General features: G+C 70.1%; 20 protein-coding genes. 14 read left to right on the plus strand and 6 right to left on the minus strand.

All coding sequences use genetic code 11. The features are described from left to right. Positions 1 to 35 precede the first annotated feature (35 nt). Complete coding sequence (locus AB0I77_RS39315) at positions 36 to 965, minus strand: ScbA/BarX family gamma-butyrolactone biosynthesis protein (RefSeq protein ID WP_363287604.1); 930 nt, start codon at positions 963 to 965, stop codon at positions 36 to 38. 114 nt (positions 966 to 1079) lie between these two features. Between AB0I77_RS39315 and AB0I77_RS39320 the strand changes: the two genes are divergently transcribed. Both AB0I77_RS39320 and AB0I77_RS39325 read left to right on the plus strand, forming a co-directional pair. After that, positions 1080 to 1715 carry a ScbR family autoregulator-binding transcription factor gene (locus AB0I77_RS39320; protein WP_363287605.1) on the plus strand — a complete coding sequence of 212 codons (636 nt, stop codon included), beginning with the start codon at positions 1080 to 1082 and terminating at the stop codon, positions 1713 to 1715. Beyond that, a complete protein-coding gene (locus AB0I77_RS39325) occupies positions 1712 to 2686 on the plus strand; it encodes an NAD(P)-dependent oxidoreductase (protein WP_363287606.1) in 975 nt (324 codons plus the stop codon). The genes AB0I77_RS39320 and AB0I77_RS39325 overlap by 4 nt, the downstream gene beginning before the upstream one ends. Positions 2687 to 3343: 657 nt before the next feature. Here the strand turns inward: AB0I77_RS39325 and AB0I77_RS39330 are convergent. From AB0I77_RS39330 to AB0I77_RS39340, 3 genes are read right to left on the minus strand one after another with little or no spacing between them, the layout of a single operon-like run. After that, complete coding sequence (locus tag AB0I77_RS39330) at positions 3344 to 4654, minus strand: acyltransferase (RefSeq protein WP_363287607.1); 1311 nt, start codon at positions 4652 to 4654, stop codon at positions 3344 to 3346. Between the two features lie 3 nt (positions 4655 to 4657). Beyond that, positions 4658 to 5863 carry an MFS transporter gene (locus tag AB0I77_RS39335; protein WP_363287608.1) on the minus strand — a complete coding sequence of 402 codons (1206 nt, stop codon included), beginning with the start codon at positions 5861 to 5863 and terminating at the stop codon, positions 4658 to 4660. 49 nt (positions 5864 to 5912) lie between these two features. After that, positions 5913 to 7142: an MFS transporter gene (locus AB0I77_RS39340; protein WP_363287609.1), complete on the minus strand. Its 1230-nt coding sequence runs from the start codon at positions 7140 to 7142 to the stop codon at positions 5913 to 5915. A gap of 170 nt (positions 7143 to 7312) precedes the next feature. Here AB0I77_RS39340 and AB0I77_RS39345 point away from each other — a divergent pair, with 170 nt between their 5' ends. The 8 genes from AB0I77_RS39345 (at position 7313) to AB0I77_RS39380 (ending at position 14985) form a co-directional block, all read left to right on the plus strand. Further along, positions 7313 to 7771: a MarR family transcriptional regulator gene (locus AB0I77_RS39345; RefSeq protein WP_363287610.1), complete on the plus strand. Its 459-nt coding sequence runs from the start codon at positions 7313 to 7315 to the stop codon at positions 7769 to 7771. Positions 7772 to 8061: 290 nt separating this feature from the next. Continuing rightward, positions 8062 to 9288 carry a sedoheptulose 7-phosphate cyclase gene (locus AB0I77_RS39350; RefSeq protein WP_363287611.1) on the plus strand — a complete coding sequence of 409 codons (1227 nt, stop codon included), beginning with the start codon at positions 8062 to 8064 and terminating at the stop codon, positions 9286 to 9288. Then, positions 9285 to 10316, plus strand: a complete 1032-nt coding sequence (locus AB0I77_RS39355; RefSeq protein WP_363287612.1) for an ROK family protein — start codon at positions 9285 to 9287, stop codon at positions 10314 to 10316. The genes AB0I77_RS39350 and AB0I77_RS39355 overlap by 4 nt, the downstream gene beginning before the upstream one ends. Then, entirely contained in the window at positions 10313 to 11461 is a 1149-nt protein-coding gene (locus AB0I77_RS39360) for an alcohol dehydrogenase catalytic domain-containing protein (RefSeq protein WP_363287613.1), read from the plus strand. Before AB0I77_RS39355 ends, AB0I77_RS39360 begins: the two co-directional genes overlap by 4 nt. Continuing rightward, entirely contained in the window at positions 11458 to 12246 is a 789-nt protein-coding gene (locus AB0I77_RS39365) for an SDR family oxidoreductase (RefSeq protein ID WP_363287614.1), read from the plus strand. Before AB0I77_RS39360 ends, AB0I77_RS39365 begins: the two co-directional genes overlap by 4 nt. After that, positions 12243 to 13082 carry a TIM barrel protein gene (locus AB0I77_RS39370; protein ID WP_363287615.1) on the plus strand — a complete coding sequence of 280 codons (840 nt, stop codon included), beginning with the start codon at positions 12243 to 12245 and terminating at the stop codon, positions 13080 to 13082. Before AB0I77_RS39365 ends, AB0I77_RS39370 begins: the two co-directional genes overlap by 4 nt. A gap of 29 nt (positions 13083 to 13111) precedes the next feature. Further along, positions 13112 to 14131: an alcohol dehydrogenase catalytic domain-containing protein gene (locus AB0I77_RS39375; protein ID WP_363287616.1), complete on the plus strand. Its 1020-nt coding sequence runs from the start codon at positions 13112 to 13114 to the stop codon at positions 14129 to 14131. Positions 14132 to 14271: 140 nt separating this feature from the next. Then, a complete protein-coding gene (locus tag AB0I77_RS39380) occupies positions 14272 to 14985 on the plus strand; it encodes a Crp/Fnr family transcriptional regulator (protein WP_363287617.1) in 714 nt (237 codons plus the stop codon). A gap of 52 nt (positions 14986 to 15037) precedes the next feature. Here AB0I77_RS39380 and AB0I77_RS39385 read toward each other — a convergent pair whose 3' ends face one another. Next, positions 15038 to 15586 carry a hypothetical protein gene (locus AB0I77_RS39385; protein WP_363287618.1) on the minus strand — a complete coding sequence of 183 codons (549 nt, stop codon included), beginning with the start codon at positions 15584 to 15586 and terminating at the stop codon, positions 15038 to 15040. Positions 15587 to 15853: 267 nt separating this feature from the next. Here AB0I77_RS39385 and AB0I77_RS39390 point away from each other — a divergent pair, with 267 nt between their 5' ends. Together AB0I77_RS39390 and AB0I77_RS39395 are read left to right on the plus strand one after the other, a co-directional pair. Continuing rightward, the gene (locus tag AB0I77_RS39390; protein WP_363287619.1) at positions 15854 to 16660 is read left to right on the plus strand and encodes a hypothetical protein; all 807 of its coding nucleotides are present in this window, start codon (positions 15854 to 15856) and stop codon (positions 16658 to 16660) included. Further along, positions 16657 to 20175 carry a tetratricopeptide repeat protein gene (locus AB0I77_RS39395; RefSeq protein ID WP_363287620.1) on the plus strand — a complete coding sequence of 1173 codons (3519 nt, stop codon included), beginning with the start codon at positions 16657 to 16659 and terminating at the stop codon, positions 20173 to 20175. Before AB0I77_RS39390 ends, AB0I77_RS39395 begins: the two co-directional genes overlap by 4 nt. A 296-nt stretch (positions 20176 to 20471) precedes the next feature. Here the strand turns inward: AB0I77_RS39395 and AB0I77_RS39400 are convergent, their stop codons facing one another. Beyond that, positions 20472 to 23261, minus strand: coding sequence for an AAA family ATPase (locus tag AB0I77_RS39400; protein ID WP_363287621.1), 2790 nt, complete (start codon positions 23259 to 23261; stop codon positions 20472 to 20474). A 475-nt stretch (positions 23262 to 23736) separates the two neighbouring features. Here AB0I77_RS39400 and AB0I77_RS39405 point away from each other — a divergent pair, with 475 nt between their 5' ends. Together AB0I77_RS39405 and AB0I77_RS39410 are read left to right on the plus strand one after the other, a co-directional pair. After that, the gene (locus AB0I77_RS39405; protein ID WP_363287622.1) at positions 23737 to 24582 is read left to right on the plus strand and encodes an enoyl-CoA hydratase/isomerase family protein; all 846 of its coding nucleotides are present in this window, start codon (positions 23737 to 23739) and stop codon (positions 24580 to 24582) included. A gap of 142 nt (positions 24583 to 24724) precedes the next feature. Beyond that, positions 24725 to 24844: SDR family NAD(P)-dependent oxidoreductase (locus AB0I77_RS39410; RefSeq protein WP_363287632.1), on the plus strand; the 120-nt coding region annotated here is incomplete at its 3' end.

Below are 24844 nucleotides of genomic sequence, written 5' to 3' on the forward strand. Positions count from 1 at the left end.
TGTTGCGGGCAGCGCCGTGAGCCCTGTGATCCGCTTTACACTTCGGCCAGAGTGACGACACAGGTGAAGATCTCTGCATCGTGTTGCCGGGCGGTGGCCAGGACGCGCCGGCGGTCTGCCGCGTCACCGTCGAGCGGGCGGGTGTCGATCCAGCACGGCGCGTCGAGCTCCGCGTAGCGCATGAACTCGGTTTCCATGCCTATGACAACCGTGGCGCGAGGGTACGAGCCGGCCTGCGCGGCCTGGCGTGCCGCTTCCAGGAGCAGCATGCCCGGAGCATGATCGACCAGATGGTCGAAGAGGATCGGGTGTGACGTATCCGCCCGCAGCCGCCACCGGTTGTCACCGTCGGCAGGCGAGATGACGACGTCCTCGACGCGCTCTCTCCCCACCACGTGCGCGGGGGCCGGGGGCGGAGCGGGGACGGCACGGGCGTTGGCGACGCCGATGTCGGCGTAGGCCCCGCGGAGCCGGGCGTATGTGGCGCCGTCCTGGACGGTGAAGTTCGTCCGGGCGCTGCCCAGTTGGGAGCCCTTCCGCCAGGCCTGCGCCGAAAGAGCCACAGTTGCCGCTCTCTCCTTGCGGTACCGCACATCCGTGCACGTGATGCGCAACTCGACGTCGACCGCCCGCCCTTCGGAGCGCAGCGCACCCGGGTCGAGGTCCCAGTGGAAGCTGTGCCAGAGCAGGTGGTGGCCGAACGGCACGTTGAACGCGGCGTGCGACAGCAGGGGCAGCGTCTGGCGGACCGTCTCGCTCAGTAGCAAGGGGTCGTGCAGCCCATGGCGGACTTGGTAGAACTCGTGGGTCCGCGGCCAGTGGGCGCGCACCGTGAAAGCGTCGGGTGCGGGCCGGCACCAATCGGTGAGCAGGACCTCTGCCGGGTTCGCCTTGTGGGTGTAGGCCTGGGGCACGGGTATGCGAGGTAAGTCCGCCTCGTCGTAGGCAAGCTGAAGCGATGGCAAGGTGGTTCTCCCCCCGCTGACTGGCTGTTGAGCGCGTACACGCTGATGGTTCAACGTGCAACATACATAAGATAGCGACTATTATTTTTGTTTGTCGAGAGGACAAGGTGCGGGGTGAATCGGACCACACGGCCGATGCAGCAGCGTGCGGTGCGCACGCGGGAGGTGCTCCTGAGGGCCGCGGCGGAGGTGTTCGACGAGGTCGGCTACACCCGGGCGAGCATCACCAAGATCATTGACCGGGCGGGGCTGACCGCCGGTGCCGTGTACTTCCACTTCAAGTCCAAAGAGGGGCTCGCCCGTGCCGTGATCCACGAGCAGGCGGCGGATCTGCGGTTCCCCCAAGGGGAGGCCGGGCTCCAGCGGTTGATCGACATGACCGGCTACCTGGCCGTGGAGATGCAGCAGAACACGCTGTTTCGCGCGGGCGTCCGACTCGCGGTCGAGCAGAACGAGGCCGACCTTCACGAGTACGCGATCTATGAGTGGTGGGCTGAGCGCTTCCGCGAGGAACTCGTCGCCGCGCGGCACAAGGGGCAACTGCTCCCGTCGGCCGACGAGGACGCGTTCGCCTCCCTGCTGGTCGCCGCGTACACCGGTACGCAGATCATGTCGCAGCTCTCCACGCAGCGGGCCGACCTGCCGGGACGGATCTCCGACATGTGGCACTGCCTCCTGCCCGCGCTGGCTCCCGCCGACGTCATCGCACAGATCACGATTCCCGTCGGCGAGACGGAGGCCGGGGCATGAGACGGGTGCGGGTCGTCCTGACCGGGGGGACCGGATTCATCGGGTCGAGGGTCCTGCACCGGTTGCTGGAACCGGAGCCGACGGGCCGCCCGGTCGAGGTCCGGGCGCTCGCGCGCACCGAGCAACGGTCAGCTGCCGCGCCCCGCCTGTCCTGGGTGCCCGCGGACCTGACCCGCCCGGCGTCGCTGGACGGCGTCGGCGAGGACGCGGATGTCCTGATTCACCTCGCCGCACGGATCAGCGGGAGCGAGGCCGAGTGCGCGGCCGTGAACGTCCACGGCACCACCGCGCTGGTCGAGGAGGCCCGGCGTCGCGGCGTGGGCCGGATCATCCAGCTGTCCACCGCCGCGGTGTACGGCCCCGGACCGCACCGCGGGATCACCGTGAACGAGGTGGTCCCGGCGCCGGTCTCCCCGGCCAGCCGTACGCGGCTGGCGGGAGAGCGGGTGGCCGTGGACGCGGGGGCCACCGTTCTCCGGCCGGGACTCGTGACCGGAGCCGGCGATCGCTGGGTCGTGCCGGCCCTGGCCGATCTGCGGGAACAGCTGCCTTTCCAGTGGAACGGCGGCAAGGGGCTGGCGTCCATGGTGGACGTGGACGACCTGGCCCGGCTGATCGTGCGGCTCGCGACCATGCCCGACGGCCCGCCCAGCGGGATCTTCCACGCCAGCCACCCTCGCCCGGTCCGCAATCGAGACCTGATGACCACGCTCGCCGGCCTCGGGGTGCTGCCCCCGGCCCCGGCGGAGGACCGCTCCTGGGAAGCCTGCCTGCAACACCTGCGACGATCACCGCACGGCGTGAGCGAGCGCCAGTTCGAGCTGCTGGCGGGCGACCACTGGTACGACAGCGACGACATCTGGCGCATCGCTGAATACCCCGCGGGCCCGGGGCCGTTGACCCGGCTCTCGGCAGCCTCACCGTGGTACGCGACTCACCTCGCCGAACGACGGGCAGCGCCGCGCTCCTGACGGGCACGGCGCAAGGGTGCGCCGGGGCGGGCGGCCAGGGGTACCTGAGAGGGCGGCGGGCCGGTATCGCCGGGGCCGCCGCCCTCCCAGGCGCACCCCGAGGCCGTTGACCCGGCGCTCGGCGGCCTCGCCGTGGTACGTGACTCACGTCGCCGAAGGGCAGGGAGCGCCGCGCGTCTGACGGGCACGGCGCAGGGGTACGCCGGGGCGGGCGGCCCGCGGGGTACCCCGGGGGGGCAGGCGGGCCGGTATCGCCGGTGCGGCCGTACCCCAGGGGCATCCCGGGGCCGTTGACCCGGCGCTCGACCGCCTCGCCGTGGTACGTGACCCACCTCGCCGCAGGGCAGGGAACGCCGCCCGTCTGACGGGCACGGCGCAGAGAAACGCCGGGGCAGGCGGCCCGCGGGGTACCCCGGGGGGCAGGCGGGCCGGTATCGCCGGTGCGGCCCTACCCCAGGGGTATCCCGGGGGTGGCGGCCCCGTATCGCCGGGGCCGCCGCACCCAGGGGCATCCCGGGGCCGTTGACCCGGCGCTCGACCGCCTCACCCCCACGCACTCCGAGGGGCGGCTACCCAGCATCGCCGAGCCCGCCGTACCCCCGAGCGGACCCCGAGGTCGGCAGCCCGGTGCCGCCGGACCTCGGGTATCCGTTGCCCTCAGCCCGCCACCGGCTGTGTCCGTGACTGGTCGCCGGTCTCGTCCGGTTCGGGCAGGGGTGGGGTGGCCGTCGGCTTGCGGGAGCGGCCCCAGCGGCGCATCACCGGGCGTTCGACGCCGATGTACAGCAGCCAGCCGCCCAGCATGGACCCGGCGAAGATCACCGCGAGGACGCCGAACCCGGCGAGCGTCCCCACCCGGCCCTCGTCCATGATCATCGTACGGACGATGTACATGACGACGTAGTGGACCACGTAGAAGCCGAAGGAGATCTCCCCCAGCCAAATCGCGACTCGACTGCGCAGGGCCGTACGCCGTCCATCGGTGTCGACCTGGACCACGGACGTGATGAGCAGCGCGAGAGGTAGCGCGGTCACGGCGTACAGGCCGTACAGCCAGGGGGCCGCCAGAGCCGCGGCGTACGACAGCGCCACCAGAGCGCCGGCCGCGCCCAGGGGCAGCCGGATCCAGCGGCCGGCCAGTACCGCGCGCGCCGTGATCATGCCCAGCACGAATTCGAAGAGCCGGACCGGCGGGAAGTTGTACGCCATCCACCACTGCACCACGGACAGCGGATACTTCTCCGGCGTCTGCGGCGAGTTCGGCAGCAGGAACTGCACCACGAGCTGGACGGCGACCATTCCCGCCACCATGGCGAAGGCCCAGAGCCACAGCTGACGGACCGGGATCTTCCGCACCAGCTTCAGGAAGAACGGGAAGAGGAGGTAGAAGAGCAGCTCACTGCACAGCGACCAACTCGGCAGGTTCACGCTGATGAACGTGTCGTGCTGCGGAAACCACGAGTGGATCAGGAACAGGTTGGGAACCCATGCGGACGGCGGGGTGAACTGCGCGGCGAACAGCAGCATCGCCAGGGCCCACACCACGACGTGGTTCGGATAGATCTTCAGCAGGCGCCGCCGCCAGAAGGAGGTGAGGGTGTCGCTTCCTCGCGCCGACCAGGTCAGCACGAATCCGCTGAGGATGAAGAAGAACGACACCCCCATCCAGCCGGCTTTGCTGAAGAGCCACTCGTAGCCGTGCGCGACATCCTTGTCGGCGAACGGGCTCAACGGGAAGTTGGTCAGCGAGGAGTGGAACGCGAAGACCAGCGCGGCCGCGATGAAACGCAGGCCCGTCAGCGACGGAAGCCGGGCGGCGGCGGTGCGCGTGCCACCCCGTGTGTCGCCCCCTAGGTCGCCACGCATGTCGCCGCGTATGTCGCCACCTAGGTCGCCACGCATGTCCCCACGTATGTCACCGGGTTCGGACGACGTGTCCGACTGTCCGCCGCTCGATGTCGCAGCCATGGCTCACACACTCCTGACGGCCGCCGCGACGGCCTCTTCCTCGGTGGGCGTCGCTGCCTTCGCGCGCCGCCGCTCGGAGAGCGCCAGCTGAAGGATGACCGCGGTGCCGAGCGCGGTCAGCAAGGCGGCCGCCAGCGGCACGCCACGGACACCGAAGCCGAGGTCGATGACCGCGCCGCCGTACCAGGACCCCACGGCCGCGCCGACACCGAAGGCGGACATGTTCGCCGTGAGCGACAGCGTCGGAGCGTCGGCCGCCGAGGACAGCACCCGGGTCTGGAGGCCCGGGATCAGCGCGAAGGTGGCCACGGAGAAGAGGAACACGAAGACACCGCTGAGCGCCATGACGGGGCTGACCAGCCAGTACAGGGCGCAGGTGAGGGTCAGCAGGGTGGACAGGCCGATCATGCTGGCCATCAGGGAGCGGTCGGCCAGCCGTCCGCCGATCATGTTTCCGACGATCGATCCGACGCCGTAGGCGATGAGCAGTCCCGGCACCCAGGAGTCGGCGAAGCCGCTGACGTCCGTGAGCAGGGGCACCATGTAGGTGATCAGGGTGAACATGCCGCCCGAGCACAGGGCCGTCGCCAGGACGGTGCCCAGGACGTCCCACTTCTTGAAGACCTTCAGCTCGCGCGCGACACCGGAGTTGTCCGTGGCGCCCTTCGCCTTCGGAACGGTCACGAAGACCAGGGCCGCGGCGGCCACGCCCAGGACGGCGATGGTGCTGAACGTGGTGCGCCAGCCGAAGTTCTGGCCCACGAAGGTGCCCAGGGGAACACCGAGAACCGTGGCCAGGTTGATGCCGAGTTGGGTGGCGGCCACCGCGCTGCCGGCCTTCTCCTTCGGCACCATCGAACCGGCCGCGACCACGCACAGGGCGACGAACGTGCCGTGGATCATCGCGGTGATGATGCGCCCGACGACGAGGACGCCGTAGGAACCGGCACTCGCGGACACGATATTGCCGATGACGGAGACCACGAGGAGGCCGGTCATCAGCGTGCGTCGTTCGATGCGCGTGGTCAACAGCGTGACCACCGGCCCGCCGAAGGCCATGGTGAGGGCGTACACGGCCACCAGGAGACCGGCTGTGGAGATGCTCACCGCGAGGTCGTCGGAGAGCTCGTGCAGCATGCCGCTGGGGACGAGTTCGGCGGTGCCCACGCAGAAGATGGCCAGGATCAAGCTGACTAGGCGAATAGGCATGGTTTTCCCTTGGGGGTGCTGATGGGGGGAGCGTCGGCTGTCGCCGGGGTCAGGGCGTCTTCTGGGTGAGCGCGGCGTCGGCGGTGCTCGCGTCGAGCGCGGGAAGTTCCGGCGACTCGCGGCGAGAGCGGGCCCACATCGCCAGCGACAGGAGCAGGGCGATCGTGGTGGCGAGGGCGGCGGTCAGGGTCACGGACCGGACACCGAGGCCGAGGTCGATGGTCGTACCGCCGAGCCACGCGCCGAGCCCGTTGCCCAGGTTGAACGCGGACACGTTGGCCGACAGCGCGAGGGCCGGCGCGGCGGCGGCCACCGCGAGGATCCGCGCCTGGAGCGCCGGAATGATGGAGAAGGCGGCGGCACCGAACACGAAGAGCGCGAGGGCCGCGGGGATCTGGTGGGGGGCGGCGACCCAGAAGATCAGGAGCGCGGCCAGCAGAGCGGCCTGGGCGCGCAGCACTCCGCGCATGACGTTGGCGTCCGCGGCCCGGCCGCCCAGGATGTTGCCCAGGACCGAGCCGACGCCGAAGACGATGAGCAGGATGCCCACCATGGCGGGCGCGAAGTGGCCGATGTCGCGGAGCAGGGGCGCCAGGTAGGTCGACGTGGTGAAGACCGCTCCCTGGGCCAGCACGGTGATCAGCATGGAGAGCTGGAGGCTCCCCTTGCCGAACACCTTCATCTGTTCGCGCAGGGAGAGGTTCTCGCCGGCCGTCTCGTCACTCTCGGTGGACAGCGTGCTCGGCACGAACTTGTAGATGAGGAGGTGGCACACCACGGCGAAGGCCGTGACGTAGCCGAAGGTGGCCCGCCAGCCGAACTGCTGCCCGATGAACGTGCCGATGGGAGAGCCGAGCACGTTGGCGAAGTTGAAGCCCAGCGCGATCTTGGCCATGGCGGTCGCCTGCTTGTCCGGTGGGGACATGAGAGCGGCGACATGCCAGGCCACGGCGGCGAAGGTGCCGTGGCTCAGCGAGGTGAAGACACGCGCTCCCATCAGAGTCCCGTAGTTGGGGGCCAGCGCGGCGATGACGTTGCCGGCGATGAAGACGCCCATCAGGCTGAGCAGCAGCGCCTTGCGGGACCACCTGGTGGTCAGCAGGGTGATGACCGGACCGCCGATGGTCACCCCCAGTGCGTAGCCGGTGACCAGCAGGCCGGCCGACGGGATGGACACGTGCAGATCGGCCGACATCTCGGGCAGGATCCCCGCGATGACGACCTCGGCGGTGCCCACGCAGAAGACCCCGAGCATCAGGGCCAGGAGGGGCAGTGGCATGGCGACCCGAGCCTTTCGTAGGGAGCCGGTTTCATTGATGATGCATTCGATTGCATGTAAATCATGGACCAACAGGAGGGTGTGGTCAACCGGCGCAAGGAGTTACGCTGTGCGACGGGGGACGGTTGGGTAAACAGATCAGTCGAAAGACTCAGTGAAGGGCCTCGTCGATGGAGACTTGGGGACCGGGGGACGGACGGGACGAGATTCCCCTCTGGCGTCAACTCACGCGCCTGATGGAGCAGGTCAACGCGACCGCGGGCAGGCGGTTGACGCGCAGTCACGGGATCTCCATGAACGAACTGCTGCTCCTGCTCTCCCTGACGGAGCAGCGGGACGGCACCTTGCGGATGTCGGATCTCGTCAAGACGCTGGGGGCCAACCAGCCGGCCGTCAGCCGGACGGTCGCCCGGCTGGAGGACGCCGAGTGGGTGGTGCGCCGCAGCGCCGTCGACGACAAGAGGGGGGTGGACGTGCAGGTCACCGAGACAGGCAGGCAGCTCGCCAAGGTGGCGCAGCAGACCCTGCGCAAGGCCCTGGCCGAGGCCCTCGACGCCGCCGCGCTGAATGACTCCACGGCCTCGCTCGTCGCCCGGCTGAGGTACACGCCGGCCGTGCCGATGGACTGAGTACGGCACCTGTTCCCGAAGGCGGCCCCGGCCGCGGGCTTCCCGCCCGCGGCCGGGGCCGCCGCTTTGGTTCACGGCAAGGTTCCCTGGGAAAAACCTCAAGTTCTATGCATCGGAATGCATTGAGTGTGACCCTGGCCACGTTGCGATGCATGCAAATGAAGCACTAGCGTTCGAACCTGATGGGCGGACCGGTCGGTTGGTTTCCTCGACTCCGGTCCTCATGGACCCCCGCGGTTCCCTCCCCGTCGCGCTTCCACTTGTTCGAAGACGCCCCTGGAGGTCTTGTCATGTCCCGTTCCGAAACGTCTCTGCCTGCCGGCCTGAACCCGGTTGCCGATCTCCCCAAGCCACCCGGACTTCACTGGAATGTCCGGGCCGACCAGCCCGTCGCCTACAGCGTCAGCATGGTGCGCGGACTGCTGGATGCCGACAACCCCACCCTGGCCCGCGCCTGCGGCGGCGGTCAGGGGCGTCCGTTCCGCTGCCTTCTGGTGATCGACAGCGTGGTCGACAGCCTCTACCGGGAACAGCTCGCGGAGTACTTCGACCGCTGGCAGATCCAGGCGACCTGGCAGGTCGTCCAGGGCGACGAGGACGCGAAGTACCTCGAGCAGGCCGTCCGCGTCACCGAGGCCATGTCGCGGATGGGCATCCTGCGCCGCGCCGAGAAGGTGGTCGCCGTCGGCGGCGGTGTGGTCCTGGACATCGTCGGCTTCGCGGCGAGCATGTACCGCCGCGGCGTGCCCTATGTCCGCGTCCCCACCACGCTGGTCGGCCAGATCGACGCCGGGATCGGGGTGAAGACCGGCATCAACTACGGCCACCACAAGAACCGCCTCGGGGCCTACTTCGCGCCGGAACTCACCCTGATCGACCCGGAGTTCCTCCGCACCATCGATCCGCGCCACGTCGCCAACGGCATGGCGGAGATCATCAAGATGGCCCTGGTCAAGGACGCCGTCCTCTTCGACCTCCTGGAGGCGACGGTCGGCTCCATCACCCCCGACACCCTGGCCGGCTGCGGCTCGGCACTGAGCGAGGTCCTGTCCCGGGCGATCTCCGGCATGCTCGACGAACTGGAGCCCAACCTCTGGGAGCAGGTGCTGGAGAGGTCCGTCGACTACGGCCACACCTTCAGCCCGTCCCTGGAACTGCGCGCCGACCCGCCGCTGCTGCACGGCGAAGCCGTCGCCGTCGACATGGCGATCTGCGTTGCCCTCGCCCACCTGCGCGGGCACCTCTCGAAGAGCGACACGGACCGGGCGCTGAAGCTGCTCCAGGGTTTCCAACTCCCCATCTCGCACCCGATCTTCACGCCGGAGCTGCTCGAAGAGGCGCTCGCCGACGCGGTCAAGCACCGCGACGGGCTCCAGCGTGTTCCCCTCACCCGGGGCATCGGCTCCGTCGTCTTCGCCAACGACCTCACGGCGGAAGAGCTCGGCCGTGCGCTGGAGTTCGTCGGCTCCTGGAAGGCGACGACCGCGGAGGGTGAACTGGTTGGCGCGGCGGTATGAGCACGGCCATCACCGTCTTCGACGTGGGCGGAACCCATATTCGCCAGGCGTGGTGGCTGCGCGGGGGAGAGCTACGCGCCCGTACTTCACGCCCCTCACCCAGTTTCAAGCGCTTTCCCGAGGCCACGGTCCGCGAGCTCCAGGACATGATGGTCCGGGAGCTGTGCGAAGCGGTTCCACAGACGCCGGATGCCGTGGTCGGCGTCTCCTTCGGAGCCGCGCTCGACCACCGCTCGGGCATCGTCTACGCCTCGGCGCCGCTGTGGGGTGAGCACAGCGAGCCGTACGACCTGCGGGCGGCGCTGGCGTCCCGGCGGCGTGACGTCCAGTGGCACATCGTCAACGACGTCACGGCCGCACTCCTGCATGCCGCGGCAGCCGCCGGCCGTCGCGGACACCGCAAAGTCCTGCTGGCCACCATCAGCTCGGGCATCGCCTGCCGAGTCATCGACCAGCGCCAGGGCCGGATCGCGGTGGACGGCTGCGGTCTTCAGGGCGAGATCGGTCACCTGCCGGCCACCGCCGAGCTGGCCGGACGTCCGATAGAGCTGGACTGCGACTGCGGGAAGACGGGGCACGTGGCGGCGTACGCCTCCGGCCCCGGCATCGCACGGATGGCGAAGGCCCTCCAGCAGCGGGAACCTGGGCGCTGGGCCGCTTCTCGACTCGGCCTGCTGACAACCGAAGGGGCGGACTTCGAAGCGTCGTTGCGCCGTGCGCTGGACGAGCGGGACGACCTGGCGGTCGAGCTGCTCGACGCGGTCACCGCTCCCGTCGCGGCCGTCCTGCGCACCGCGTTGTGCCTCGATCCCGAGCTCGACGAGGCAGTCCTGACCGGCGGCGTCGTCCACGGCCTCGGCCACCACTACCAGCGTGCCCTGATGGGACACCTCACCCGGCAGGGCCTGTATCTGACCAGCGACCGCTCCCCCGACTGGCTGGAGCGGCGCATCACCCTCACCGGTCCCGGGGAGGCCGACAGCCTGGCGGGTGCGGGGATCGCGGCGTGTGCCGGAGTGCCGGCATGAGGACGGCGCAGAACATCCCCCATCACCAGGCACTCGTACGAGAGGCGGGAAGAGTCAGACTGCGCGTGCGTCCCACCCAGCAGCCCGCACCGGGTGAGCTGCTGGTGGCCACGCAGGTGGCAGGGCTGTGCGGAACGGACATCCAGATGCTGCGCGGCCTGCGCGACGACCCGGCACCGGTCATCGGCCACGAAGGCATCGCCCGGGTGGTCGCCGCCGGGGCGGGTGTCCCGGACTCCTTGCGGCCGGGCGTGCCGATCGTGGTCAACCCGACCCACAGGTCGGACTCGTCCTTCCTGCTCGGACACAACGTCGACGGCCTGTTGCAGGAGCGCACCAGCATTCCCGCGACAGCGGTGCGGGACGGCCTCGTCATGCCGCTGGAGCAGCCGCCCGACGCTGTGCTCGGCACGCTGATCGAGCCGCTGGCAGCCGTCCGGTACGCCTTGACCCTGCTGGACACGGCACGCCCGCGCACCCTGGTGGTGTACGGCGACGGCACCATCGGGCAGCTCGCCGTACGCGCTGCCCGTCGCTGGCTCGGGGAGGGCGTACGTGTTCTCCTGGTGCACCACACGCGGGACGGACTGGCATGGAGCGCCAGGCACCCCGTACCCGGCGTGGAGTTGCTGCTCGGCGGGGAGCGGGCCGAGGCACCCCAGCTCGGCCGGGAACCGGTCGCCGCACTGCTCGCGACACCGCGCGACGGCACCCTGGACGCACTCGAATCCGCCCTGCGTCTCGACGGCGGTGACCTGACCGTCGACATGTTCGGCGGTCTCCCACCGGGCGCCGCCAGTGCGCTCCTGCCCGGGGTCGAGCTGGCCGCCGTCCGGGCCGCCAACTGCGCGGGGCATCCCGTGCCGGCCGCCTTCACGCACGTGAGCACCGTGCAGGGCCGACGCGTACGCCTGACGGGCCACCGCGGTGTGGGCAACGGCCATCTCGCGGAGGCGGCCGCCGAGTTGTGCTGGGATCCGGCGTCGTACCGCGACCTGGTGACCCATGTCGTGGGGCCTCGGGACGCTGCCCAGATCATGAACGACCTGTCGGCCGGTCGCAGGCGGAGCGTCGCCGGGAGCCGGCTCATCAAACTCGCGGTGCGTTTCGTCCCCGTGCCGCCTTCACCCCTGGAGACTCAGTGACAGCACATGGTCAAACCCGCCGCCGCGCGCTGGTGGTCGGCGGGTCCACGGGTATCGGCCGCGGCGTCGCGGACGCCTGGGCCGAGGCAGGGCTCGACGTCATGGTGCTCAGCCGGTCGGCTCCGACCGGGGCCGGTGCCGACCGCCTCCGCTGGGTGGCCACGGACCTCACGAACGCCGCCCACGTCAACGAGAGCCTGACACTCGCCGCCTGCGAGCCCCTGCACTCGGTCTGCTACTCGGCGGTTCACTACGGTGACCGACGAGCCATCTTCAGGGACTGCACCGAGGCGGAGTGGCGGCGCCAGATCGACGTCAACCTGCACGGCCTGTGGCTGACGCTCTCTCAGACGATGCCGGCCCTGCGCCGTGCCGACGCTCCGGGCGTCTTTCTCGGGGTCTCGTCCGAGGTCGTCTACAACGCGGGGCCGGGGCGATCCGGATACGCCGCCTCGAAGGCGGCCGCCTCGGCTCTCCTCAACTCCGTCGCGCAGGAGGAAAGCGCCGAAGCGCCCGGTGCCGAAGCCCTGCGCGTCGTACAGGCCCTGCCGGCCGGCATGGTCGACACCGCCGGGATCCGGCGCAGGCGGCCGGAGGGGTTCGACTACAGCACCTACATGAGGCCGGCGAGCTTCGCCCCGCTGGCCCGGGAGCTGGCGGCGACGGCCGGAGCCGGACTGCACGGTGCCCAGCTGGTCGTCGACGGCGCGGGCGCCTGGTACCCGGTGAGCGAGCAACTGCCGGTGTCCCAGAGCCGCACGATCGCGTCGGGTACGGGATCGTGACCCGGTCCCCCGTCATCGGGCTTGCCGGCTGGCGGCTGCCGGGGGATCACTTCGACGCCGTCGAGCTGGCGGGCGGGATGGGCACCGACGGCGTCCAGCTCGACCTCGGGGGCCCCGGCAGAGGACCCTGGCTCGACGCGGCGGGCACCGTGGACCGGCTCCGGGACGACTGCGCCCGGTACGGGGTGAGACCGCTCGCGGTCGCGGGCAACACACTCAACGACATCGGGCTCAACGCGCCGGTGGGCAGCCAGGACGCGCTGCGTGCCCGCCGCATCCTGATACGCGTGCTCGACACGGCCGTGGCCCTGGGCACACCGCTGGCGTTCGTACCGAGCTTTCGCCGCAGCGCCATCGACGACCTGCGGGATCTGCGGCGGACCGCGGCCGTGCTGTCCTGGGCGGCGCGGGAGGCACAAGCACGCGGGCTGCTCCTGGCCAACGAGAACGGCCTGGACCCGCGGCGCGCGCGAACGCTGGCCGACGAAGTGGCGGCCCCCTCCTTCCGGCTGCTGCTGGACACCTACAACCCGCGGGCGGCCGGTCTCGACGTCCTGGCACTGATCGAGGCGACCCACGAGTGGATCGCGCCCCAGATCCATCTCAAGGACGGCACGAACGGCGTCGTGACCCGCGAACTCCTCGGAGAGGGAGACGGCCGGGTATGGGAGGCACTCGCCGCCCTTCAGGCACAGGAACACCCACCCGAAGCACTGATCCTCGAAAACGACTACCGCGACGGCGACATGACACGTCTCGCCCTCGACATCGAACGCGTACGCTCACATGAGGAGTTGAATTGCCAAGCCTTCCAAGCCTCCCGGCCGCATACGTAACGACCACACTGAGGGACGGCGTCGTCAGCATGGGCGCACACACCTTCCCGCAGGACGCGCTCGGCGAAGACACCGTCGTGATCAAGCCCGACTACATGGGAATCTGCCGGGCTGACGCCAAAGAGATACACGGCTCACGCGATGTCCCCGAAGACCGCGGCCCGCTGTTCGGGCACGAACTCGTCGGCACCGCTGTCTTCGCGGGTGCCGGGACCGGGTTCCAGGAAGGCGACCTGGTCACCCTCAACCCCAACATCACTCCGACGCGCACGACCGGCTTCGCCGAATACGTCTTCGTACACGGCACGAAGGAGCAGCTGGACCAAGCCGTGGTGCGGGTGCCGGAGCCGGACATCCGGGACGACATCTGGATGCCCGAGCCGTTCGCCTGCATCGTGCACGCGCTCAGGAAGCTGCTCGACCTCACGAATCTGCCCTCTCTCCAGGGCAAGAAGGTGGGCATCATCGGCGCGGGCTGCGCGGGGCTGATGTTCGCCATGTACGCCAGGCACCTGGGAGCGTCGGTCTCGGTGTTCAACCGTGGAGAGACGCGACGCGCGTTCGCACGGGACCAGAAGATTCTCGCCGAGGGCGAAATACATCCCCTGTCGGACGCGAACTCGCAGGCTCACCAAAACCAGTTCGACATCGTGATGGTGGCGCCCACCATAGCCACGACGGAACTCCTGGAAACCGCCGCCGACATGGCGACCGACGGAGCGGTCCTGTTCGTCTACGGCGGCACACGCAAGGGCGACAGTTTCCCCGTCGGCCAGGCGGACATCGACACCGTTCGCCGACAGGAACGCATCGAGTCCGTGGAGTATCTCGGGAAGCAGCTCGACATATCGGGTGCCTACGGATGCCTCAGGGAGGACTACGAGGAAGCCTTCAGGCTGCATGCGGAACACCCGCACGACTTTCCCCTCGAAAAGCTGACGTCGAGGCAGATCAGCCTCGATGATTTCCCGCACCTGGTCATGGATATCGCCGCGGGGAAGGCGGACCACCCCGGAAAGGTACTGATCAAGGCGGCCATCGCCTCGTAGGAGGGTGCCGCGCTCCGGCGTGAACCAGGACCTCAGCCGGCTCTTCCTCCTCCTCCGCCCAGTTGTCGGGGCTCTCGTGCCACGATGCCCAACAGCGAACGCTCCCGGTGTACCAGCCAGGACGCGCCGGGAGATGGGGGATGCGGGTGGTTGTGCCGGACGGATTCGAGGAGTGGCCCGCGCGCACTCTGCTGGGCAGGCTGTCGCCGCCCGCGCGGCAGGACCTGCTGGCCCTGGGCGCCGGGGTCCGCTTCGATGTGGGTGACGTACTGCTGAGCCAGGGAACGGATTCGCGGCACGTACTGCTGCTGTTGTCCGGCTTCGCCAAGGTCACAGCGACCGTGGAGAACGGCGAGACCTCGCTCCTCGCCGTCAGGGTCGGCGGGGACACGGTCGGTGAGATGGCGGCCATGGACGGGGCTCCGCGCTCGGCGACGGTCACCGCCTGCGGTCCGCTGACCGCCCGGGTGTTCTCGGACGGCGCGCTGCGGCAACTGCTCGAAGACCGTTCCGAGATCGCCATGGCGCTGGCCGCGCTCATCGCCGACCGGCTGCGCTGGGCGAACCGGCGGCGGCTGGACTTCCGCGGGTACCCGGCGAAGGTGCGGCTGGCCCGGCTGCTGGTGGAACTCGCCGAGTCCTACGGCTCTCCCCGCCGAGCCGGAGTGGAGATCAGCTGCCGGCTGACGCAGCCGGAGCTGGCCACGCTGGCCGGCGCGGCCGAGACGACGGTCCAGAAGGTGCTGCGTGACCTGCGTGAACAAGGCGTGCTGGAGACCGGCTACCGTGCCACGACCGTCCGGGACCTGCCCCGCCTCAGGCGGCTCGCGGACCTGCCGGACGAAGGGCCGTAGAAGGGCCGTCGAAGGGCCGTCGAAGGGCCGTAGGAGGGTAGCCGGTCGGTTCTCAGAGCAGTATCGGCTGAAGGGTCACGCTCAGCCCCGCGCTCGCGCCCATGACGGCCGTGCACACCACCGCCCGCGCCAGCCACCGGTACTTGTCCATGGCGACCTGGGCGAGGAACCGTACGGTCTGCGACAACTCCCGGCGCTCAGCGGCCTCCTCGGAATCCGATGCGGAGTCCGGTTCGGAATCCGTCCGCGGGCCTCCCGAGGGCAGGATGTCCGGGCCCGACGACAGATGAGCGAAGCTGTAGCGGTTGACGTCCGGACTCCGCATCATGCGCGGGACAAGCGTCGCCGCCAGGCTCACCGTGCCTCCGATCAGACCGCAGACGAACAGTGCCAGCAGCGTTCCGGCGAACGCTCCGGCCGCGCCTGACTGCTCGCACGCGCGCACCGCCGCGCGACTCCATGTCCCCGCCGTGCCGGCCAGCGTCGCCTGCACCGCCGCGAGGATGCCCGCCTTGGTGTCCGCGTGCTGGTGGGTGGTGTGCAGCGCGGTGAACATGTACTGCGCGGGGCGGCTGTCGGCTGTCTGCCCGGTCGGTGCCATGAAGTCTCCTCCGGTCGAAAGGGGTGCCTTCCGTCCAGTAAGGAGGGATCGCCCCGGCCGGACCAGTCACTTCTGAGGGTTCTCGGAACCTGCCGGCAACCCGTACATCCACGGGGTTGCACCAGTGGCGCGGGTGTACGACTGAAGTGCCGGCGCTCGCCTCCGGGGGGAGCGAGCGCCGGTCTGATGTGGGGCAACTCAGCTGATTCTCAGGGGATTGAGTGATACGGCGGCCTCCCCTGCGAAGCTCGTGTAACGAGAGGTGTCATGGCGAGCAACGGTGTGGACGAGCGGGGCGGAATGGGTGTGTTCGAGCGCAGACTGCTGCTGGCGCTCGACGCGAAGAGTTACGGCAGTGCCGACGCGGGGCGGCAACGCCAGTTCCAGAAGGCGATCGTGGAGCTGGTGGACGAGGCGGCCGATGCAGCCGTGCTGGACCGCGCTCACTGGATGACGCAGGAGGGCGGGGACTCGCTGTTCGCGGTCCTGCCACGCGGGGCATCCGAACCCGCCCTGGTCGATCCCTTCATGCGCAGACTGGACGCCGGACTGCGGGCCTTCAACAGGGACCGGATGCGGCACACGTGGCTCAGGCTCAGAGCCGCCGTCCACAACGGCCCGGTCTCGCTGGGCGCCAACGGCATCGTGGACACCGCACCGGTCGAAATCAGCCGCATCCTCGACAGCTCGGCCCTGCGCGACGCCCTGACCCGGGCGCCGGACGCCTGCCTGGCGGTCGCGCTGTCGGAGATCGTCTTCCGTGATGTCGTACAGCAGGGGTACACCACCTTCCGGACGGACGAGTTCCGGCAGGCCTGGGTGGACAAGAAGGAGTACCAGAGGGACGCCTGGATCTGGGTTCCGGGGGGCGACGTACAACAGCCGGTCCCGGTTACTGAGGTACCGCAGCCGGTCCCGGTTGCCGAGGTACGGCAGCCGGCGCCAACCACCCGCTTCAGCCAGCAGGTCGGGACCGGCGGCACCGGTATCCAGGGCGAGGAAGTCACGGTGAACATCGACCAGCGCCGCAACGACGACCAACCCGGTTCCGGTACCGCGGGAGCCCAGCCGTGACCGAGGACTTCCAGAACCACTTCCACCAGAGCGTGGGGCGCGACGGTGTGGGCATCCAGGCGTCGCATGCGAACATCACCTTCTACGGCGCGCGCGTCCCCACCGTCGAGCCACTTCCGGCCCCGGCCGCTCCCGATCCCGCATGGCTGATGAAACAGCCCAGCCGCCTCCTCGACGCCCGCAGCCAGGTCGTACCCTTCGTCGGCCGGGAGCCCGAGCTGGAACGGCTGCGGCAGTGGCGGGACGCGCGGGAGGCGCGGCTCTCGGTGCTTCTCCTGCACGCTCCCGGCGGCCAGGGCAAGACCCGGCTCGCGATGGAGTTCGCCGAACGATCGCGGAACCCCGAGTTGTCGGGGGCGGAGCCCTGGCAGGTCCTCCAGGCGGGTTTCCAGGGCACCTCCCTCGGCTCCTCGTCCCTCTCGGTCCACGGCATGCACATGCACGGCGCCATGCCCGACGACGCGGCCGGCGTACTCCTCGTCGTCGACTACGCCGACCGATGGGCGCACAGCGAACTGGCGCGCCTGCTGTCCGACCCCGTGCTCAACCAGCAAAGACCCACGCGTGTTCTGCTCATCGGCCGTACGGTGCGCTGGTTCGCCGCTCTCCGCGGTGAACTCGGCGAACGCCGGGCCGACGCCGATGACCTGCCGCTGCCCTCGATCGCCGCGGACCGCCTGCGGATGTTCGCCGCCGCCCGCGACCGCTACGGGAGCACCGGCCTGTACGGCCTCACGGACACCGCGAGCATCCAGCCGGCCGGCTCCCTCGACCACCGTGACTACGGTCTGACGCTGAACCTGCACATGGCCGCCCTGGTCGCCGTCGATGCCCACGCCCACGGCAAGAAGCCCTCGCTCACCGAGCCGCACGAGCTGTCGGCGTACCTGCTGGACCGTGAACGCCTGGCGTGGCAGCGGCTCTACGACGCCGGACGGCACGGGCAGGACTACCGGACCAGGCCCACGGTGATGGCCAGGACCGTCTTCACCGCCGTACTCACCGGAGCGGTCGACCAGCTCACCGGCGAACACGCCCTGGAGACACTGAAACTCTCCGAACACCCGCAGGACCTCATCGACGACCACCGGACCTGCTACCAGCCCGCCGACGACGACATGGTCCTGGAGCCCCTCTATCCGGACCGCCTCGCGGAGGACTTCCTGGGCCTGCTCACACCCGGGCACCGCATCAGCGCCTACGAGGCCGACCCCTGGGCGAAGCGGGTCCCCGCCAGGCTGACCGCCGCGGAGGAACTACGGCCCGTCATCGCCCCGCGCGCGGTGACCTTCCTCGCCTCCGCCGCCGCACGCTGGCCCCATCTCGGCGAAGGAATCCTCTACCCGCTGCTGCGTGAGCATCCCACCCTCGCCGTCGAAGCCGGCAGTGACGCCCTGAGCGCGGTCGCCGCCCTCCGGGCCGCCGGCTCGCCGGACGGTCCGCTCGACCCCGAGCTGCTCGCCGTACTGGAGGCGATCGAACCCCATCTGCCCACGGGCAGCCATATCGACCTGGACATCGGAACTCTGGCGGTCGCCGAGGCCCTGATCTCCCACCGCCTGGCCACGACCACCGACCGCGTCGAACACGCTCGGCTGCACGGCACGCTGGCCAATCGCCTTGCCAATGCCGGCCGCCACGAGCAGGCCCTGGCCGCGGGCGAGGAGGCCGTCCGCCGGTACCGGGAGCTGGCCGACGTCAACTCCTTCCACCTCGTCAATCTCGCGACCATGCTGTCCAATCTCAGCAACCGCCTGTCCAACCTGGGCCGGTGGGAGGACGCGCTCGCTCCTTCCGAGGAGGCCGTGACGATATGCCGCAAGCTCGCCGGCGCCGACCCCGATTCCGACGCCGGACGCCCCGGTCTGGCGTTCGCGCTGACCAACCTCGGTAATCGGCTGCGGGACCTGGGCCGTCCCGAGGACGCGCTGCTCGCCCTCCAGGAGGCCGCGAGCATTCGCCGTGCGCTGGCCGACGAAGACCCCGCCTCCTATCGCTCCGACCTCGCCGGGACGCTGAGCAACCTCGGCCTCATGCTGGACGATCTGGATCGCCCCGAGGAGGCCGTGGCCGCGACCGAAGAGGCCGCCCAGGTCTACCGGCAGCTGGCCAAGGCCGACCCCGCCACACAGCTCCCGCATCTGGCGATGTCACTGACCAACCTCGGGCGCTCCCTGATCGGACTGAAGCTCCCGCTGGAGGCCCTGACCGTCACCGCGGAGGCTGCCCAGGTCTACCGGCGACTGGCCCAGACCAACCCGGCCGTCTACCAGCCCGCCCTGGCGACCCTGCTGACCAATGTCAGCAGCATTCTGGAGAAGCTGGACCGTAAGGAAGAAGCCCTCGCCCCGGCCGAGGAAGCGGTGAGCATCCAGCGGCAACTGGTCGAATCCAACCCCGGCGCGCGGCTTCCCGACCTCGTCCGAGTGCTGAACAACCTCGCCATACGACTGTCGGGCCTGGGGCGCTGGGCAGCGGCCCTGCGGGCGAGCGAGGAGGCCGTGGCCATCCAGAGAGGGCTGGCCGCGACCAACTTCGTCGCGCACGCCCCCGACCTGACGAACTCCTTGCGCATCCTGCGCGGCCATCTCTCCGGGCTGCGCCGCCATGAGGAGGCCCTCACGATCGCCGAGGAGGCCGTGGCCATCCAGCGGCGACTGGCCGCGACCAGCGAACAGCGCTCCGCTCTGGCCGAGTCGCTGGCCGATCTCGGCAAGTCCTTCGCGGGCTTGGGACGGATGGCGGAATGCAAGGCCGCCCTCCAGCAGGCCGCCACCACCTACCAGGAGAACGACCGGCCTGCCGAAGCGGCTGAAGTCCTCTCCCAGTACGGCTCGATCCTGGTGCAGTCGGGGCAGTTCGAGGATGCCGTCGACATCTGCGAGCGCGCCGCCGACATCTACCGCGGGATCGGCGACCGGTACCTCGAAGCCATGGAGCTGGCCAACCTGAGCCATGCCCTCGGAAAGGTGGGCCGGGAGGACGCGTCCATCACCGCGGCCGAGCGCGCTGCCGCCCTGTACCGGGAGATCGGCGACCCCTACCTCGAAGCCGCGGCGCTGGTCAATCTGAGCCATGGGCTACTGGGCGCGACACGGTTCACGGAAGCCATCTCCGCGTGCCGGCGCGCCACCGAGCTGTTCCGCGGGTCCGGCCACGGCCAGCGGCTGGGCCCACCGCTCTACAACCTCGGCCGGGCCTTCTACGCGCAGGGGCGGCACGAGGAGGCCATTGCCGCCAGTGAGGAGTCCGCCGCTGTCTACCGGGAGACCGAGAACCGACCCTGCGAAGCCGACGCCCTGGCTCTGCTCGGACGGAGCCGCTACGCGGACGACCAGCTGGAGAAGGCCGCCACCGCCTGTCAGCACGCGGCCGACATCTACTGGGAGACCGGGAATCCCCGGGGCGAAGCCGACGCGCTGTCCGTACTGGGGGACGCGCTCCTGGCGCTGGGACGACTCGAGGACGCCATCGCGGCCAGCGAACGGGCCGCGGCCCTCTACCGGGAGTTGTGAAACCCGAAGCGGGGCCATCGGCATCCGGGGCGGCGCGGTTGCGAGTACCGGTGGGCGAGGACGCCGGGCTCATCCAGTCGGGCGTCCAGAAGGGGGCGGATCGCTCCCGCGCGTTCCGGCCGACCCCGCCGCCGCTCGACACCCTGAACCCGGCGGTGATCGCAGCGGAGGCTCGACCATGCCGCACCCACCTCCGCCGGGCGTCGAGTTGGTCTCCGGACAGGTGCGGACCCGGGGGCCCGGGGGCCCGGCCGGAGCCTGGGGCGAGTCGGCCGGGTACTTCGGTCAGCGCTTCGTCAGCCGATCAGATGCAACCCGTTCCCGAAGTCGATGCGCGCGAGGTCGGCGCGCGAGACGATGCCGAGCTTGGGGAACACGTTGGCCAGGTGATGACCCACCGTGCGAGGACTGATCAGCAGCTGTGCCCCGATCTCCCGGTTGGTGAGCCCCTGCGCGGCCAGCCGGGCGACTCTCAACTCCTGCGCCGTGAGGATGGCGGCGGTGTCCCGGGCCGGTGCGGAGTCGCGGCGCAGGTGCTGCCCGGTCAGTTCCAGTTCGGCCCGGGTGCGGGCGAGCAGGGGCGCCGCGCCGAGTCGCTGGAAGGTTTCCGCGGCTTCGGCCAGCTGAGTCCGGGCGTCGGTACGGCGGCCGGCCCGCCGCAGCCACTCGCCGTACAGCAGGCGCGTGCGGGCGTAGTTGAAGGGCCGCGACTGGGCTCCGGGGACATCCAGGGCGAGCCGGAACTGCTTCTCCGTATCCGCCCCCGACGCCAGTTGTGCGTGGACAAGGTGCGTCGCGGAGATCGCCCACGACGCGTTGGTCCGTTCGGCCCACCGCCGCAGCAGCCGCGCCTGTTCCTCGGCCGTCGCCCGCTGCCCGGCCTGGAGGGCGGCCTCGGCGGTGTCCGGCGCGGCGAGCACCGCGACGGTGTCGTTCGCCGCGTGGTGCCCGTCCTCGGTCAGCCGGACCAGGCGGTCCAGCGCCTCCTCGGCCCGGCCGGCGAAGAGTGCCGACATGCCGAGGTTCCACTCCGCGCAGGCGGTGAAGACGCGCACCCCACGGGGCACCCACATCTCGCTGAACCGGGCGGCGACGTCCGCGACGGTCTGCTCATCGCCTTGCGCGGCGGCCAGCCATCCAAGATTGGTGCGGCACTGCCCCGCCAAGTGGTCGTCGCCGGTCCCCTCAGCCACGTGGAGCCCCTCAAGGGCGTTCGCCGCGGCCGAGGTCCAGGAGCCTTGCGCGATGTCGAGCGCCACGGTCTGGACCAGCGTCTGGGTCAGGGCGGTGACCTGGTCCGTGTGCCGCAGCGTGTCGGTCTCGCGGCGGAGCGCTTCCTGAAGGGCGGACTCGATGCCCCAGGCCACCGCCAGCGGTGCCGGTGGCATCAGGAGCCAGGAACGGCCGCTGAGCCGGGTGAGGATGTCAGCGCGGGCGGCAACGATGTCGGGGGCCACGATCTGGTCGCGGTCATCGGCGCCGCTGCCCCCTTGGTCCTCCGTCCACCATGCGCGCAGCAGCGGCAGCAGGTCGGCGTTCGGGAAGTCCCCTTTCGGGAGCCGCCGTTCGAGGCGTTGGAGCGCCTCGCGCCGAAGTGCGCTGTGACTGGCCGCCCACGCCGCCCGCAGTGCCATGCTGCCGAGCTTGAACGCCTGCCCGGGATCGGCCACCCGCTCCATGTCCCGGGTCAGCTGCCGGCAGGCGATTTCCAGATCGCCGTGCGCGAACTCGATCAGCCCGCGCAGCCCCTCGCTGAGATCCGCGACCGTGGACGCGGAGGAAAGCTCTTCGGCCCGCTCCAGCATGCGCCGCGCCACGTCGACGTGGCCGGCCTCCCAGGCCGCCCTCGCTCCGTGAGCCAGTCGTCTGGCCGCGTCGTCCCTGGAGGGGGACAGCTTCGCCGCGCGCCGCAGGGCACGGGCCGCCGTGGCGCAGCCGCCGCGCGCCCAGGACCGGTGGGCCGACTCCTCCAGCAGCCGGGCCACCTCCTCCTCGGGTCGGCCCACGGCTTCCAATGCCGCGGCGAGGTGCCAGGGGCGCAGCTCGTCGGCGTTCTCACCGGTCAGTACGGAGGCGAGCGCATGATGGACGGCCTGGCGGTTCGCGGGCGGCGCCTCCTCGTAGACCACCGCCGCCATCAGTTGGTGGCGGAAGCGGATCCGCCCGTCCGAGCGCGTGGTGAGCAGGCCCGAGTGCAGCGCCTCGTCCCACGCGACGGGGTCGAGGCCGAGCACATCACCGGCCTGGCACAGGGTGTTGCGATCGCTGCGGTCATCGGCGGAGGCGAGAAGGAGCGCGGTGCGGGCAGCCGCGGACAGCCTCTCGATGCGGGCGCGGAAGGCGCGGCGCAGGCGGGGCCCGACGGCGATCCGCTCATCGGCGAGAGGGTGTGCCGCGAGGTCGCCGGCCGCCACGGACGTGGACAGCTCCTGGAGCGCGAGGGGATTTCCGGCTGCCGCGCGGACCGTGCGGCGGATCACCGACTCGTCCGCGTGCGGAGCCACGGCACGGGCGAGGAGCCGGGCGTCCTCGTCGCCCAGCTCCCGGACCTCCAAGGCCGGCAGTTTCTCCCAGAGGCCGTCGACGGGGTCGTCGTGTCCGGTGAGGAGCATGACCACGCGCTCGTTCCGCAGGCGGCGCGCGGCGAAGGCCAGGCACTGTGCGGAGGGCTCATCCAGCCATTGGGCGTCGTCGGCGATGATCAGCACCGGCCGTTCCCTGGCCAGCTTGCCGACGAGCGTCAGTACGGCCACGCCGATCAGGAACCGGTCCGCCGCGTCGTTGCTGGTACCGAGCGCCCCGTTCAAGGCGTTGGCCTGCGGCTCCGGGAGCGTACTGATCCGCTCCGTCACCGGCCACAGCAATTCGTGCAGTGCGGCGAACGTCAGTCCCGACTCCAGGCGAGTGCCCCCGCATCGCAGGACGGTGAAGTCCGCAGCCACGGACTCGGCCACGTATTCGAGCAGGGCGGTCTTGCCGATGCCGGGGTCGCCCCACAACATCATGGTCGCTGCCAATCCCTGACGCGCACCGTCAAGGATCCGGTCAAGGGCTGCCCGCTCCGGGCGCCGTCCATATAGGTCCATTTGCTTGAAAGCTTAAGGGTTGCGATCACCCGCAGCCACTTCCGGCAACCCAAGTTCCACGACACCACGCCAAATCTTTACGGACACGGTGACGGACACGGTGACGGATCCGTTTCCCTCGCTTCCTTCGTAGCGTCGGACGTGATCAGTGCACTCGCGCCCCACCGCAGGGGGAAGACATGGGGACGGCGATCCGGGTCGGGAGCGTCGGCAGGACAGTGGCTCAGCTCGTTGGGACGGACGCCGCGATCGCCGCGGCGGCCAGGGACCCGAAACCGAGGCCGCGCCACACCGCCGTCCCGACCGCCGGCCGCGTCAGCAGGTTGTGTCGCGTCACCCCGCTCCGCCCTCGGCAAGCAGCGCTGCGCTGCGCACCCAGTCGGCCGACTGACCTGGGCGTCGCCTCTGCCAGTTCAGTGCACCCCGACGAACACGCCTCCCTGGCAAACCGCCGGCATCACCTTTGGAGCGAACGATGACGCAACCCAGCACGATCAGCGTGCAGCGGCTGACACCAGGAATCCGCGAGATCACCTTCTCGAATCCACCGGTGAACCTCATCGTCGGGGAGACCGTGTCCCGACTGGTCGAGGTCGTCACGGAGCTGAGCGAGGACCCGCAGGTTCAGGTCGCCGTCTTCACCAGCGGTACACCCGGCTACTTCTTCAACCACTTCGATCTCGGCCGGGCCGCCGACTTCGTGCCGTCCGATCCGGAGGCGACGCCGGCGTGGATCGATCTCGTAGTACGGCTGTCCACAGCTCCGTTCATCAGCATCGCGTCCATCCGCGGACGGACCCGGGGCGGCGGGAACGAACTGGCCCTGGCCTGCGATCTGCGCTACGCCAGCCGCGAGCACGCGGTGTTCGGCCAGCCCGAGGTCGGCGGCGGGATTCTTCCGGGCGGCGGGGGCACAGAACACCTGCCCCGGCTCATCGGACGGGATCGGGCACTCGAAGTCATCCTCAGCAGCGACGACTACGACGCCGACACGGCAGAACGCTACGGATGGGTGACCCGCACGATCGCCGACGCCGAGCTGGACGGCTTCGTGGACGGTATGGCAACCCGGCTGGCGTCATTCGACAAGGCGGCGCTGGCAGCCGCCAAGGCCCAGGTCAACCGGGCGACGCTCCCGCCCGATGCCGCCCTGCGAGCGGCCTACACGCAATTCCTGAGCGCCATGACCTGGCCAGAGGTCCAGGCATTCCTGCCCCACTTCGAGAAGCTCGCTGCCGAAACGGGTCCCGAAGAGCTGGAACTCCGCTTGGGCCACTACCTCGGCATCGCACGCCGTCCGGCCGCCCAGCAGGACTCGTAGCCATTTACGGACCGTGTCCGCCGGATCTTCTTCAGATCTTCCGCGGATCGCCGGGCGTGACCACTTGCCATCGACCGACGACCACTCTATGGTCGTACGAACGTAAGACATACGACCGTAATTCAAAACCAGGGAGCTCGTGATGGCGACAACTCGGCCGGTGGCAATCGTGACAGGCGCCTCATCGGGCGTCGGCAGGGAAACGGCCCGCGCCCTCGCCGCGGCGGGCTTCGAGGTGATCGGAACCGCGCGCAACGCCGCG

The sequence above is a fragment of the Streptomyces sp. NPDC050619 genome (assembly GCF_040654815.1).
Lineage (GTDB): Bacteria > Actinomycetota > Actinomycetes > Streptomycetales > Streptomycetaceae > Streptomyces.

Excerpts from the sequence above, each read along its gene's own strand:
- AB0I77_RS39335 (WP_363287608.1), bottom strand. The coding sequence starts at position 5,863 with ATGCCTATTCGCCTAGTCAGCTTGATCCTGGCCATCTTCTGCGTGGGC.
- AB0I77_RS39355 (WP_363287612.1), top strand. The coding sequence starts at position 9,285 with ATGAGCACGGCCATCACCGTCTTCGACGTGGGCGGAACCCATATTCGC.
- AB0I77_RS39325 (WP_363287606.1), top strand. The coding sequence starts at position 1,712 with ATGAGACGGGTGCGGGTCGTCCTGACCGGGGGGACCGGATTCATCGGG.
- AB0I77_RS39400 (WP_363287621.1), bottom strand. The coding sequence starts at position 23,261 with ATGGACCTATATGGACGGCGCCCGGAGCGGGCAGCCCTTGACCGGATC.
- AB0I77_RS39380 (WP_363287617.1), top strand. The coding sequence starts at position 14,272 with ATGCGGGTGGTTGTGCCGGACGGATTCGAGGAGTGGCCCGCGCGCACT.
- AB0I77_RS39390 (WP_363287619.1), top strand. The coding sequence starts at position 15,854 with ATGGCGAGCAACGGTGTGGACGAGCGGGGCGGAATGGGTGTGTTCGAG.
- AB0I77_RS39385 (WP_363287618.1), bottom strand. The coding sequence starts at position 15,586 with ATGGCACCGACCGGGCAGACAGCCGACAGCCGCCCCGCGCAGTACATG.
- AB0I77_RS39360 (WP_363287613.1), top strand. The coding sequence starts at position 10,313 with ATGAGGACGGCGCAGAACATCCCCCATCACCAGGCACTCGTACGAGAG.
- AB0I77_RS39405 (WP_363287622.1), top strand. The coding sequence starts at position 23,737 with ATGACGCAACCCAGCACGATCAGCGTGCAGCGGCTGACACCAGGAATC.
- AB0I77_RS39375 (WP_363287616.1), top strand. The coding sequence starts at position 13,112 with ATGGGCGCACACACCTTCCCGCAGGACGCGCTCGGCGAAGACACCGTC.
- AB0I77_RS39345 (WP_363287610.1), top strand. The coding sequence starts at position 7,313 with ATGGAGACTTGGGGACCGGGGGACGGACGGGACGAGATTCCCCTCTGG.
- AB0I77_RS39350 (WP_363287611.1), top strand. The coding sequence starts at position 8,062 with ATGTCCCGTTCCGAAACGTCTCTGCCTGCCGGCCTGAACCCGGTTGCC.
- AB0I77_RS39330 (WP_363287607.1), bottom strand. The coding sequence starts at position 4,654 with ATGGCTGCGACATCGAGCGGCGGACAGTCGGACACGTCGTCCGAACCC.
- AB0I77_RS39340 (WP_363287609.1), bottom strand. The coding sequence starts at position 7,142 with ATGCCACTGCCCCTCCTGGCCCTGATGCTCGGGGTCTTCTGCGTGGGC.